This is a genomic window from Sebaldella sp. S0638 (assembly GCF_024158605.1).
In the GTDB taxonomy this organism is placed as follows: Bacteria; Fusobacteriota; Fusobacteriia; order Fusobacteriales; family Leptotrichiaceae; genus Sebaldella.
The window spans coordinates 1-13,071 of record NZ_JAMZGM010000052.1; the positions used below are offsets into that span (position 1 = coordinate 1).

Genomic DNA, 13,071 nt, shown 5'->3' on the forward strand with positions numbered 1-13,071 from the left:
TAGATAAATCAATATATGAAAAACAAATCTTTTATTATATCAGATTTAATTTACAGACTTTCTTGCACACTCCCTTTTTTGATCTTAAATATGGAGTTTTTATAACAGTGTTTACGCATATTTTTTTATTATTTAATCTATACATGTTGTATTATCCAAGGTTAAGAAGAAAATCGGAGTTAAGTAAAACAGATAAATTTATATATATTTTTTTAATAATATATTCAATATTGACACCTATTTTAGCTTTATTGCTTACTGCTTTGATAAAATATAAAATAATATAAAATCTGAATTTTAATATGATCAGAAAAATAGAATTTGAAGAGAAAAATAATTTTACTAAAAAATATGAAGAAAAGAATAAAAATTATTCTCCCTTCATATTTTAATTTATAATTATATATTTTATTTTTTATGGATGAATAAAAGCACAAAAGCCATAATTTACACCGAAAGCCCCTGCAATTCCAAAAGAATACCCGTCAAAAAGTCCCTAAGCTCGTCATAATCAGTAGCATCCTTAATTTTTTCTAATAATTCGGCTTTATCATTTATGAATTTCCATGAATAGTAATAAATATTCAAAAATGATATATCATCATATCCCGGAGGATATTCCTCTTCCCAGTATAATTCATCATCATCTTCGGGAGTATACCAAAGATATTTTTCAGAAATAAGTTCCAGAGGATCAGAAAAAATCTCGGACTTGTCAAAATCATTCTGAATAGCATTTTTGTAAGAAATCAGAATTAATTCATAAATTTCCATCTGTTCATAACTAAAATCAGTTTTTCCCGCTGCAAAATCTTCTTCCAGCTGCTCAAGAAGAAAGTACACTCCCCATGGAGTAACCTGCCACAAAGTTTCCTGATGTTCCAAAAGATTAATGAGTTCTTTGTATTTTCTGTTCTCTATAAGTTTTGGAATATTTGTGCCTCTTCCATATGGAGTAGTCAGATTTTCCCATGGAATGTCGTTGATTGTTATCTTCATAATACCACCTCGTTTAAATATTAATTTTTTCTATTTTAAAAACATATATCCTGTAAAGATTTTTCATAAATTTATTTGAGTGCTTCCCTTTATAAGTATTTATAGCTGTTAACCAAGTGTAGCACAGAGAAAAAGAAATGTACAGATAAGATATCCTACAATATTATCATACAAGCATAAATGAAATATAATTTAGGTATATGAAAAAATTATTTTACAATTTACCTTAAATAGTTTATAATTATACAAAATAATAGATAGAGGCGCGGAAAACTAAGAGTAGATTTATTGAGACTGTCAGTCTGTGATGTAAATCAAAAGGAGTATCCGCCGAAGCTGTGAGGACTTGACGAGTTTTACAGCTGGGCTTGTGGACAATATCCATAAGACTGTCATTGCTGTATTAGCAGTAGTGTTGAGCTATCAGGTATAAATACAATACTTTTATATAAATAGTATTTTATCTGCTGATGGCTAGTCTATCAGCATTTTTATATATGACTTTTGAGAGGAGAAAAATATGAAATTATTCGGAACATCAAAAATTAACGAAAGAGGAAACCTTGAAATAGGCGGAATAGATACGGGGGAGTTAACTAAAGAATTCGGGACACCGCTTTATGTAATGGATCAGAAACTTATTGAAGATACTATTGATATAATGAAAGAAGCTTTTGTATCAGAAAGATTCAATACACAGATAGCTTACGCAGGTAAGGCATTTCTTACTACAGGAATGGTAAATCTCGTAAATAAAAAAGGTCTGGATCTGGATGTAGTATCAGCGGGAGAATTATACACAGCAATAAAAGCAGGGTTTCCTATGGACAGGGTTCATATGCACGGAAACAACAAAACCGAGGAAGAACTAAATATGGCTATAGAATATGGAATAAAAGAGATAGTTATAGATAATGAAGATGAAATAGAAAAAATAGAAAGAATATGCAGAGATAAGAATAAAAAACAGGCGGTGCTTCTGAGAATAGATCCGGGAATTGAAGCCCATACACATGAATATATAAAAACATCAGGTCTGACTTCAAAGTTTGGAATATCATTATTTCAGGATAACCTTTTTGATATAGTGAAAAGACTTGATGACAGTGAATATGTGGAGTTCAAAGGATTTCACACACATATAGGATCACAGATTTTTCAGTCGGCGTTCTTTATATTTGCACTTGATGAAATATTCAAATATCTTAGCAAGCTGAAAGAAGAACTGGGAATAGCAGTAGAAACAGTAAATATGGGCGGAGGATTCGGTGTTTATTATGCTGAGGGAGATCAGCCGCCAAAGCTTGACGAGCTTTTGAAAGAAGTAATTACATATACAGAAGCTATGGAAATTAAATACAGAATAGGATTTAAAAATCTGAATATAGAACCGGGTAGAAGTATAGTTGCAAATGCCGGAACAACATTGTATACTGTAGGAGGAATTAAAGAGACTGTGGGAGGAAAAACTTATGTTTTTGTCGACGGCGGTATGGCTGACAATATAAGACCAGCATTATATCAGGCAAAATATGAAGCCGGAATAATCAATAAACTAGAAGATGAAGACAAAAAAGAAGTAACTCTTGCCGGGAAATTCTGTGAATCAGGAGATGTATTAATAGGAAATGCAAAACTGCAGAATGCAGAAATAGGAGATATAGTGGCAGTTCCTACTACAGGAGCCTATTGCTATTCTATGTCAAGCAACTATAACAGATTCGCAAAACCAGCTCTTATATTTGTAAAAGACGGACAGGCTAAGCTTGCTGTAAAAAGAGAGACATTAGACGATCTTGTAAGAAATGATGTTATATTTGACTTATAATAATGAAACGGAGGGACTTCCTTGGTAATCGTACATAAATACGGCGGTAGTTCAGTAGCAACTACTGACAAAATAATGGAAATAGCAAAATATTTAGGCGGAGTAAAGGAACAGGGACATGATGTAATAGTAGTAGTCTCTGCTATGGGAAAAAGAACAGATGCATTAATAAGTCTTGCAAAAGAGATAACCAAAGATCCGGATAAAAGAGAACTGGACAGACTGATGTCCACTGGGGAACAGACAACAATTGCACTTCTTGCCATAGCTCTGAAGAGTCTGGGTTATGATGCAATTTCTCTCACTGGTGTACAGGCAGGAATAAAAACATCCGGACACCATACTAAAAATGTTATAGATTCTGTGGATACAGATAAGATAAATGAACTGCTGAAAGAGGGTAAAATAGTAATAGTGGCAGGCTTTCAGGGAGTGAATTCACGCGGTGATGTTACTACGCTGGGAAGAGGCGGTTCTGATACGTCGGCAGTGGCTCTTGCAGCGGCTTTAGGAGCAAAGTGTGAAATATATACAGATGTGGACGGGATATATTCCATAGATCCCAGAGTATACAAAGAAGCTAAAAAGCTTCCTTTGATTTCATATGATGAGATGATGGAACTGGCATTTCTCGGAGCAGGAGTAATGGAACCCAGAGCTGTAGAACTCGGGAAAAAATACGGAGTCGAGATATATGTAGGGAAATCACTGGGGGAGAAAAACGGAACTATAATATGTGCAGAGGAGAAATGTATGGAAAAGAAATTAATTACCGGTATTTCTATAAATGAAAATACTGCAATGATAAATATAGAAAATATACCTACTTATGCAAAGAATGTCTATATAGTATTTAATGCAGCAGAAAAAAACGGTGTAAACATAGATATGATAAGTCAGAATGACGTAACTGCAAGTCATGGAAGTATGGCATTTACATGTCCGAAGACTGACGAGACTGCGCTTGAGCAGACAATAGCAGAAATAAAAGAGGCGCTTCCTGATATAAAACCTGTGGTTAACAGAGATGTAGTAAAAATTTCACTGGTAGGTATAGGAATGATCAGCAACATAGGTATAGCTTCAAGAGTATTTAAGATACTTGCTGAAAACAGTATAAGCTTTCATCAGGTTTCTACTTCTGAGATAAGTATTTCTTTGATTATTAACGGTGTAGACAAAGAAAAAGTAGCAGTTCTGCTTTCAAAAGAATTTGAAATATAAACCTACAGAGGAGTAAATATTATGTTAAAATTGAAATTTGAAAAATATCACGGACTTGGAAATGACTTTGTGGTATTTGATGAAAAAGAACTTGAAAAAAATAATATAAAAAATTATAGCAAACTTGCCGAAAAAGTATGTCACAGACGTTTTGGAATAGGCGGGGACGGGATACTCATACTAAAATATACAGATGGAATTCCTTTTATGTTATATTATAATTCTGACGGAAGTCAGGCTCCAATGTGCGGCAATGGGATAAGATGTTTTGCCTATTATCTGAAAAATAACAATTATATTACAGAGGATAAGTTTACTGTGAAAACAATACCGGGAGATATGATTCTGGATACATATACAGATGAAAACGGGACATTTTTTGCAAGAGTAAATATGGGAAAACCTGTATTTGATGTAAAAGACCTTATAAATACCGATAAAGATAATTTTATAAATGAAAAAATAACGATAGACGGTGAAGAAACAGAAATATCATTTATATTTATGGGGACAGATCATTCAATGATATTTACAGATGACCTTTCAAAAGTAGATATAGAAGGTACCGGGAAAAAAATAGAAAACTTTACTGAATTATTTCCTAAAAAAGTAAATGCTAATTTTATAGAAATAAAAGATAAAAATAATATAAAAGTAACAACATGGGAAAGGGGAGCGGGTCTCACTCTGGCATGCGGGACAGGAGCCACAGCTTCTGCGGTTTTGACTGCTTATCTCGGAAAGACGGACAGCAAAGTAAATGTGGAAGTTCCCGGAGGAACTCTTGTGATAGAATATCCTGAACACGGGAAAGAGGCATTTATGACAGGCCCTAGTGAAAAAGTAGCAGAAGGTTATTATAATTATGAAGGTGAATAGTATTTAAATTTATCAAAATTCTTTGTAATCGAGGTGCTGGATATGAAAAAAATTATAGTTTGTATTTTATTTTTTCTCACAATGATTATTAGCGTATCAGCGGATACAATAAGTAAATATGATGATGTAAGCAGTCCTGAATATGTGATGCTTTCATTTGAAAATGCACTTAATATGAAAGATTTTCAGAGAGCATGGAATTATTGGAAGCCGCAGCCTGAAGCAGGTTTTGAAAAATGGAAAAAAGGATATGCCGATACAAAGCATATAGACATATATTATAAGTATAAAGATTCAGATGCAGGAGCAGGAAACAGATGGGTGACCTATACTGTAAAAATGTTTGCCGAAGATAACAAAGGAAAAAAGCACTTATATGAGGGATATTACACTCTCCATACTTCAGCACCCGAACTGTATGAAAACGGGGAATGGCCGGGGTGGAGAATTGAAAAAGGAGAGTTTAGAAAAATATATTAATTTTTATGAATAGGAGTGATGATATTATGGAATTTAAAGGTTCTTATGTAGCGTTAATAACCCCTTTTACCAAAAATGACGAGATAGATGAGGATAAAATCAGAGAACTGGTTAATTTTCACATTGAAAACGGCACAAGTGGAATAGTACCATGCGGAACAACCGGTGAATACCCGACTTTGTCATATGAAGAACATGAAAAAGTAATAAGAGTGGTAATAGAGGAAGCGAAGGGCAAGATACAGGTAATAGCAGGTGCAGGATCGAATAATACTAAAAGAGCCATAGAGCTGACAGAATATGCAAAATCACTCGGTGCAGATGCTGCGTTAAGTACATGTCCTTATTATAATAAACCCACACAAAGAGGTATATTTGAACATTATAAGGCTATAGCAGATGCTACAAAGTTTCCTTTAATGATTTATAATGTTCCCGGGAGAACAGGAGTAAATATAGAGCCGGAAACTGTACTGAAATTAACTGATCTTGAAGAAGTGGTAGCTATAAAAGAAGCAACAGGAAGCCTTGAGCAAATGATAAAAATACAGGAACTATGCGGAGACAGACTGGCTATTTTATCAGGAGAAGATCATCTGATTCTGCCGATGCTGTCAATAGGGGCAAAAGGTGTAGTTTCAGTAGTGGCAAATATTCTTCCTGCTGAAATGTGCAATTTGATAAAGGCGTTTGAAGAAAAAGCATATGATAAAGCTTTTGAATTACATTCGAAGCTTTATGATATAAGCAGAAATATGTTCATAGAGGGGAATCCTGTTACAGTAAAAGCTGCTATGAAAATACTGGGATTAATTGATAATGACAGTGTAAGACTTCCTCTGGTTTCTCAGGAAGAAAAAAACAATCAGAAATTAAAAGAACTTTTTTTGAAAAAAGGATTAATAAAATAAAAGATACAAAATATAAAAGTAAAAATTAATTCCATATGGAGAGAAAGGATAGAAATGAAAAAATATAATGTTGCAGTGGTAGGAGCTACTGGTCTGGTGGGACAGACTTTCCTGAAAGTGCTGAAAGAGAGAAAATTTCCCATAGAAAATCTTTATCTTTACGCATCGGCAAGATCAGCGGGAAAGAAAGTAGAGTTTGACGGGAAAGAATATGAAATAATAGAACTAAATGAAGATAATATCAGGGATGATATTCATATAGCATTGTTTTCAGCAGGCGGAGGAACAAGCAAAGAGTACGGGCCTAAATTCGCCGCAAAAAACGCAGTAGTAGTAGACAACAGCAGTGTATGGAGAATGGATAAAGATGTACCTCTGGTAGTACCTGAGGCTAATCCTGAATCTCTTGCAGATCATTCTGGGATAATTGCCAATCCAAACTGCTCTACAATACAGGTGATTCCGGCATTAAAAGTTTTGGATGAACTTTATGGTTTGAAAAGAGTGATATATTCCACATATCAGGCAGTAGCAGGTTCGGGACAAAAAGGAATTGATGATCTTGAAGCTAACCTGAGAGGGGAAGATTCTAAAGGATATCCTCATAAGATTGCTTTTAACCTTATTCCGCATATTGATTCTTTTTTAGATAACGGTTATACAAAAGAAGAGATAAAAATGGTGGAAGAAACAAGAAAAATTCTGGGACTTCCTAATCTGAGAGTTACTGCAACGTGTGTAAGAGTACCGGTAAGAATGGGACATGCGGTATCAGTAAATGTGGAACTGGAAAAGCCTTTTGATCTGGCAGATGTAACAGAAGCATTTGCTAAAAAAGAAGGCATTATAGTAAAAGATGACGTTAAGAATAATGTATATCCTATGCCTCTTGAAGCAGCAGGAAAAGATGAGGTATTTGTAGGAAGAATCAGACGTGATGAATCTGTGGAAAATGGTCTGAATTTATGGATTGTAGCAGATAACATCAGAAAAGGTGCTGCGACAAATGCAGTACAGATAGCAGAAGAATTAATAAAAAGAGAAATTGTATAAAATTTAGCAGGAAAATAAAAAAGATACCTTAATCAGAAGAGGAAAATATCTTTCTTTTGAAGGTGTCTTTTTGTTTTTGGCTTTTCAAATAAAAATACCAAAAATAAATAATGCAGAAAAACGAAGAAAAATAAAAAATATTGTTTTAAATGCCGAAAAATCCATAAATTGATATTTTGAAAATTTCTGATAATCAAAGTTATCCGGCTTAGCTTATTTCTATTTTTAATGATAAACTAGTCTCATATAAGGCTAAGGAGCTGAAAACCACACTAAAACTATATAAAAGTAACCGGAGGTATTAATTATGAAAATAGAGACAGGATATGAGAAAAAAGATTTTTATACTGAGCAGGAAGTGAACGAAATAAGAGAAAAGATGTCAGGAATAAAACTGCCGAATAATCACAGAAATATGAAAATTGCAGATTTAGTAAAAGAATACGGAGCAGAAAGAGCAAAAAAATTAGTAGAGGAAGAAGTGTATTTATTTAAACATTCTTTGATAATGCTGGAATTATCAGAAGGTTATAAGATGATAAACGGGCATGAAAATGAAATGATAGATTATACTTTCAAAAATCAGAATGAAATTATGAAAAATTCAATGTATGAATATATCGGCATAAGCGATATGATGTTGTCATAAAAACAGAAGGAGTTTATGCAATCTGTGAAAATAGAAAGTTAGAAAGCAGTATCAGATTTTATGCGGAATTTTTTATAATCTAAGATAATTTAAAACTAAAAACAGTTTCTTGTGAAACATGCCCAAAAGTCAGATAAGCCTGACAGATAAGGGGAATTTCAGATTTTAAGAGACTGTTTTTTTAATATATGAAAATAAAAAAACATCAAAATAAATAAACTATTATTAATTTGCTGTATTTCCAGCAAACAAAAACGTAAATTTTGAGATATGAATAAGAAAAATGATAAACTTACCAATTTATCAGATTTTTTTATAAAAATTGTTTACAAAAAATTAATAATGATGTATAATGTAAACTAAAAAGGTGTAAGTCATGAGTGTTATAGGAGATAATATAAGAAAAAACAGACTGAAAAATAATCTTACGACCAGAGATTTAGCACAGAAAATAGGTGTTTCTCATACAGCAGTGAATAAATTTGAAAAAGGGCTATTATCTCCCAATAAACAGATGATAAGGAAGATGGCCAGAATATTTAAGGTGAAGACACAAAAACTTGTTTTGGATACATCCTCACTGGTTGATATAAAAAATATAGAATTCAGGGATGAAGAAAGAATAACTAAGAAAAATAAAGAACTTATCGAATACATAGCTAAAGAAGAACTGGAAAAGTACTCGAATCTGCTCGAATACTTCCCCGAAGAAAGATTTTTGTCATTTGATCCGGAAAAATACAGGGAAGAAATATTCTCACATGAAGATATAGAAGAGAAAGCAGCGAACATAAGAGAGAAACTGGGAGCCGGGAATATGGCAGTCTTTAGTCTGACTGAACTGCTTGAAAATAACGGACTTATAATTATTTTCGCTGAATCGGTAGATGGTTTTAGTGCACAGGAGGGATACATACAGGAAAAATATCTGTTTGTTACTTTGAGAAAAGAGAAAACAGAGGAAGAACAGAGATATCTTCTTGCGAGTGAACTGGCCAGAATAGTATTTGATATAAAGAATCCCGATTTAGATACAGAAGATGTTAATAATGAATTTGCTTCTTCTTTTTTAATGAGCAGAGAACTGATAATCAAAGATACAGGAGAAAGAAGAAAGAAAATTTCATTTTTTGAACTGGATGAGCTGTGCAGAAAATACAGACTTCCCGGGACAATAATCATAAAAAGGCTCCGGGACCTGAAGATTATTTCCGAAGCTGAGAAAACAAGACTTCATAATCATGTAAAGGATAAATCAGAGGGGCCGTCAGATGAAACAGAGATAAAAAATGAAAAATCAGATAAATATAAAAAAATGGTTTTAGAAGCAGTTCTGGAAAAATATATTGATTATAAAAAAGGAGCAAAATTCCTGAATATGCTTGAAAAAGATTTTCTATGTCTCATAGACGAGAAAAAGTAAATTTAATATAAATGCACATTTGGAGGCAGAATGAATAAAAAAGAGAGCTTTTATGAATACATGTATAATTATGAATATGATGAATATTACGAATTTAGTGAAGAAATAGTCAATCCTATAGTTGAAATTATCAGAAGGTATGATAATTTTCAAAAAGAAGAGGAAAAAAAGTATAAGGCAATGATACAAGCCGAAAAGCTGAAAAAACATAAATTTATAATAGTACTTGCAGTATATGCGGTTTTATTTATGGGAGTGTCTATTTTCAAAATGAATGCTCTTTATGAGATAGTGGATCTGAACTTGGAACTGGGTGATCTGAATGCAAAGATATTTGAAACGCAAAAAGTGGTAAATAGTCTGGAATACAGGGATAAGCTGGTGGACAGCGATGTAAGCATGAGAAAAGTGGTGAATGAGTCAAAGAAAATGGGATTTACAGAAGACAGAAAAGTGGAATATGTACATTTTGTGAAATAAAAAAAACAGCTGATAAAGCTGTTTTTATAATGGAAGAACATTTCTTCCGAATTTACCGTTTATTACTATTGCAGCAGCTTCATAAAAAGCAAATGCACCGCAAAGTATTCCTTCAAAACCGGCAATTTTATGAATAGTTTCACTACCTGAAAAATTAGCTGCTGCCAGTAAGAAAAATAAAACAGCAAGAGAACCAAATACTAATTTTCCTATAGTATTTCCTTTTAAAGTCCCTATAAATAAAGCAGCAGTAAAAAGTCCCCATAATCCAAGGTAAAATCCCATAGATACAGCATCAGCCGCAGGAAGTTTCAGTACCGGACCTGCCCATATAAATACAAGAGAAAGCCAGAAAGCTCCATATGAACTAAATGCTACAGCACCAAAAGTATTACCTTTTTTCCATTCCATAGAACCGGCAATTAACTGTGCTGCTCCTCCGTAAAAAATTCCCATACCCATAATCATAACACTCAAAGGGTAAAATCCTGCATTATGTATATTAAGCAGTATAGTAGTCATAGCAAATCCGAATAGTCCCAGCGGGGCAGGATTTGCAGTCTGATCTTTAATAATTCTTTCCATTTATGCTCCTTCTTAAAAAAATAAAATCCTTAAAGAGTTTATCATATTAAATGTTTATTGTAAATAAAAGAATTTTACAGTGTATAAAAAAATAAAAAACATATACAATTTGAGGAGAGTATTAAATATTACAGGAATATAAAAAGAAAAACTAAACATAAATTTTATTAAAGATTTTTATATAATAAATATATATAAAAAATGATTGACAAATTTTGGAAATATGGTAAACTGAAAATATAAGTTTTTATATACAAATAATCTTAAAAATTGGAGGGATAATCATGGCAATAAAAAATGATATACCGTTATATGATGAATTGGTTAAAAGCCCGGAGTTTTCCGATTTGGATTATGAAGAAGAAAAAGATTTTAGACTTGGAAGAAAAGAAGGACTTGGAGGAGAATATTTTGAAATGCAGGAACACATAGCATTTCAAAGCATACTTGCAGAAAATTATAATGAATATAAAAGAAATGCATTCTATGTTGACGGTATACCGCTTTATGATGAAGTAGTAAAAAGTCCGGAATTTTCCGAATTAGAGTATGAAGACGGAAAATCATATGAGCTGAGTCCGAGAAGGGTGGAACTTGGCGCAGAAGCTGAAAATACACAGGAAAAAGTATTGTTTGATAAATAAGGAGACTGCCTTTTGGGGCAGTTTTTCCTTTTTATATAAAAAAATACAGAAATTACCATGCAGATATAAAAAAAATTTTTTCAATTCCAGTAAAATAAATAGTTGACTAATACATCAGTATTTTATATAATATACTAAATTAGTATACATATAATGTAATACATTAAAAGTACAACAAATAACATTATTTTGAATAGTAAATAAATAGTTAATGGGGAGAATGGTATGAAAAAAAGAAAAAAAATGATAATTTTTTTATTACTCGCCATAAATTCTTTAGTTTCAGCTACTACTAATATATCGGGTAAGTTGAAAACCACGTACAGCAGATTATATAAAAATATATTTAAAAATTCAAAGCCGGATAATGCAGGCAGTGAAAATCAGAAGCTTTTCGACGAAATGCTTGTAAGCAAGAATCTTGAATTAAAAGAAATATATATTCAAAGCAGCCGAAAAAGGCCAGAGTACTTGGAATGGTTAATGTTTTCCGGGAATTTTCCTAATGGAGACATAAATGACATGCTGAGACAGAATTCTGACGAGCCGGTTCACAGTAATTATAATGCTAATGACGACGAGTACAAAGAAAATATTTTGTCAGTCTTAGCAGCGAACGTACAAAGAAGATGGGATAGAAAAAGTTTTGACGACAATTTTGTACAGATAATAGAAAAAAGTCTAGAAAGAGACGACAAGGATTCGTATCTTGAATTAATCGAAAGTTCTGAGAATACAATTTTGTCAGACGGAATGAGACTTAATAATGTATCTGCAAAAGCTTATATAAAAGGTAGTACATTACCTAAAAAAGACAGGGAAATTACAGATGAGAATTCTGCATACAATAAGCCTGTCAGCATTTATGTAAGTGATGCCGCAGCCGATTTTAAAAACGGAGACGTTGTATTTTCCGGTGCAGAAAGTACGGAAAAAGACGGATACAGCTGGTTTAATAACGGTGAAGTGAAAGTTATGCCTGCACATGCGGATAATGTAGTTTTTCACAATACACTGGGTGAAAAGATTCAGCCGGATACAAATTACATTTTGGAATATCATAATGACTATATTGGTTACGGGATAAATTATGAAAACAAGAATCAGATAAAATCAGATGATAAAGTAATAGAAAATATAATAAATTTTGTAAATGAAAAGCCTATGATAACAGCAGGAGATTATGAAAGATTTACATTTGATGCAGCACCTGCAGATGATATGGGTTATAGAAATGACAAAAAAGAAAAGAGTACACAGCTGAATGAAGCTCTGGCATCTTTTGACTCTGAAGGAAATCTTGTAATATCATTACATGGTTCCGGAATAGAATTCTTTGAGCCTTTTATTATGGAAAATAAGCTTTTAAATAAAGATAAAGATTTTTTAAGCATTTCCGAAGAAGCGGCATCAGCTCAGAATGCTAAGATAAAAAGTGAAAAAGCAGCTGAATATGAAACGATGAACAGTCATATCTTATCGGGAAGCAGTGAAAATAATTCTAAAGTAATAGAAAATTCTATTAATCTTCTTGGGGAACTGGAAGAGGAAACTGAGGAAATAAGAGTATCTGATACTTTGGATATGTCATTAAGTTATTATACACTATCAGGAATTATTGATAATAAACCAAAACATATTTACAGTTATTTGAATTATGGTGTGGGGAATACATTAAATCTGGACGAAATAATACCAAAAGCACAATATGAAAAATATCTTGTAAATGACTGGGATCTGAGAAGTGATCTTATAGAAAGATTAAACAGAAGTCAGATGCTCGTGGTTAACAATAGAGGAAATGCTGAAGAAAAAGAACATTACAGTTCTTGGAAACCAAAAGCAGCACTCGATTTTACTTATAATTTTAATTCATAATAAACAGGTCTGTCCCTGAAATATCGGGCAGATTTTTT

The 13,071-nt window shown here is 32.6% G+C and carries 13 protein-coding genes and 1 riboswitch; of the genes, 11 read left to right on the plus strand and 2 right to left on the minus strand.

Annotation, left to right across the window (positions count from 1 at the left end; genetic code table 11):
* Positions 1 to 447: 447 nt before the first annotated feature.
* A complete protein-coding gene (locus NK213_RS13405) occupies positions 448 to 999 on the minus strand; it encodes a hypothetical protein (RefSeq protein WP_253349970.1) in 552 nt (183 codons plus the stop codon).
* Between the two features lie 250 nt (positions 1,000 to 1,249).
* Positions 1,250 to 1,430: riboswitch (Lysine riboswitch) on the plus strand.
* Between the two features lie 89 nt (positions 1,431 to 1,519).
* Here NK213_RS13405 and lysA point away from each other — a divergent pair.
* The 9 genes from lysA to NK213_RS13450 all read left to right on the plus strand — a co-directional run bounded on the left by lysA (position 1,520) and on the right by NK213_RS13450 (position 9,926).
* Positions 1,520 to 2,827 (plus strand): diaminopimelate decarboxylase, encoded by a 1,308-nt coding sequence (gene lysA, locus NK213_RS13410; protein WP_253349971.1) that lies wholly within the window; start codon positions 1,520 to 1,522, stop codon positions 2,825 to 2,827.
* Positions 2,828 to 2,848: 21 nt separating this feature from the next.
* Positions 2,849 to 4,051 carry an aspartate kinase gene (locus tag NK213_RS13415; RefSeq protein ID WP_253349972.1) on the plus strand — a complete coding sequence of 401 codons (1,203 nt, stop codon included), beginning with the start codon at positions 2,849 to 2,851 and terminating at the stop codon, positions 4,049 to 4,051.
* 21 nt (positions 4,052 to 4,072) lie between these two features.
* Entirely contained in the window at positions 4,073 to 4,930 is an 858-nt protein-coding gene (dapF, locus tag NK213_RS13420) for a diaminopimelate epimerase (RefSeq protein WP_253349973.1), read from the plus strand.
* Between the two features lie 42 nt (positions 4,931 to 4,972).
* The gene (locus tag NK213_RS13425) at positions 4,973 to 5,410 is read left to right on the plus strand and encodes a hypothetical protein (protein ID WP_253349974.1); all 438 of its coding nucleotides are present in this window, start codon (positions 4,973 to 4,975) and stop codon (positions 5,408 to 5,410) included.
* Positions 5,411 to 5,436: 26 nt separating this feature from the next.
* The gene (gene dapA / locus NK213_RS13430) at positions 5,437 to 6,321 is read left to right on the plus strand and encodes a 4-hydroxy-tetrahydrodipicolinate synthase (RefSeq protein WP_253349975.1); all 885 of its coding nucleotides are present in this window, start codon (positions 5,437 to 5,439) and stop codon (positions 6,319 to 6,321) included.
* A 54-nt stretch (positions 6,322 to 6,375) separates the two neighbouring features.
* A complete protein-coding gene (locus tag NK213_RS13435) occupies positions 6,376 to 7,374 on the plus strand; it encodes an aspartate-semialdehyde dehydrogenase (protein WP_253349976.1) in 999 nt (332 codons plus the stop codon).
* A gap of 307 nt (positions 7,375 to 7,681) precedes the next feature.
* The gene (locus NK213_RS13440; RefSeq protein ID WP_253349977.1) at positions 7,682 to 8,023 is read left to right on the plus strand and encodes a hypothetical protein; all 342 of its coding nucleotides are present in this window, start codon (positions 7,682 to 7,684) and stop codon (positions 8,021 to 8,023) included.
* A 376-nt stretch (positions 8,024 to 8,399) separates the two neighbouring features.
* A complete protein-coding gene (locus tag NK213_RS13445; protein ID WP_253349978.1) occupies positions 8,400 to 9,446 on the plus strand; it encodes a helix-turn-helix domain-containing protein in 1,047 nt (348 codons plus the stop codon).
* 30 nt (positions 9,447 to 9,476) lie between these two features.
* Positions 9,477 to 9,926 (plus strand): hypothetical protein, encoded by a 450-nt coding sequence (locus NK213_RS13450; protein ID WP_253349979.1) that lies wholly within the window; start codon positions 9,477 to 9,479, stop codon positions 9,924 to 9,926.
* A gap of 24 nt (positions 9,927 to 9,950) precedes the next feature.
* Here the strand turns inward: NK213_RS13450 and NK213_RS13455 are convergent, their stop codons facing one another.
* Positions 9,951 to 10,511, minus strand: coding sequence for an acetate uptake transporter (locus NK213_RS13455; RefSeq protein WP_253349980.1), 561 nt, complete (start codon positions 10,509 to 10,511; stop codon positions 9,951 to 9,953).
* A 284-nt stretch (positions 10,512 to 10,795) separates the two neighbouring features.
* Between NK213_RS13455 and NK213_RS13460 the strand changes: the two genes are divergently transcribed.
* Both NK213_RS13460 and NK213_RS13465 read left to right on the plus strand, forming a co-directional pair.
* On the plus strand, positions 10,796 to 11,155 hold the full coding sequence (locus NK213_RS13460) for a hypothetical protein (RefSeq protein WP_253349981.1): 360 nt from the start codon (positions 10,796 to 10,798) through the stop codon (positions 11,153 to 11,155).
* Between the two features lie 225 nt (positions 11,156 to 11,380).
* Entirely contained in the window at positions 11,381 to 13,033 is a 1,653-nt protein-coding gene (locus NK213_RS13465) for a hypothetical protein (protein ID WP_253349982.1), read from the plus strand.
* Positions 13,034 to 13,071: the final 38 nt, after the last annotated feature.

What these genes read in the sequence shown, in the direction of transcription:
- dapA (WP_253349975.1), top strand. Translation starts at nt 5,437, where the DNA reads ATGGAATTTAAAGGTTCTTATGTAGCGTTAATAACCCCTTTTACCAAA.
- NK213_RS13435 (WP_253349976.1), top strand. Translation starts at nt 6,376, where the DNA reads ATGAAAAAATATAATGTTGCAGTGGTAGGAGCTACTGGTCTGGTGGGA.
- NK213_RS13460 (WP_253349981.1), top strand. Translation starts at nt 10,796, where the DNA reads ATGGCAATAAAAAATGATATACCGTTATATGATGAATTGGTTAAAAGC.
- NK213_RS13455 (WP_253349980.1), bottom strand. Translation starts at nt 10,511, where the DNA reads ATGGAAAGAATTATTAAAGATCAGACTGCAAATCCTGCCCCGCTGGGA.
- lysA (WP_253349971.1), top strand. Translation starts at nt 1,520, where the DNA reads ATGAAATTATTCGGAACATCAAAAATTAACGAAAGAGGAAACCTTGAA.
- NK213_RS13405 (WP_253349970.1), bottom strand. Translation starts at nt 999, where the DNA reads ATGAAGATAACAATCAACGACATTCCATGGGAAAATCTGACTACTCCA.
- NK213_RS13425 (WP_253349974.1), top strand. Translation starts at nt 4,973, where the DNA reads ATGAAAAAAATTATAGTTTGTATTTTATTTTTTCTCACAATGATTATT.
- NK213_RS13445 (WP_253349978.1), top strand. Translation starts at nt 8,400, where the DNA reads ATGAGTGTTATAGGAGATAATATAAGAAAAAACAGACTGAAAAATAAT.
- dapF (WP_253349973.1), top strand. Translation starts at nt 4,073, where the DNA reads ATGTTAAAATTGAAATTTGAAAAATATCACGGACTTGGAAATGACTTT.
- NK213_RS13440 (WP_253349977.1), top strand. Translation starts at nt 7,682, where the DNA reads ATGAAAATAGAGACAGGATATGAGAAAAAAGATTTTTATACTGAGCAG.
- NK213_RS13465 (WP_253349982.1), top strand. Translation starts at nt 11,381, where the DNA reads ATGAAAAAAAGAAAAAAAATGATAATTTTTTTATTACTCGCCATAAAT.
- NK213_RS13450 (WP_253349979.1), top strand. Translation starts at nt 9,477, where the DNA reads ATGAATAAAAAAGAGAGCTTTTATGAATACATGTATAATTATGAATAT.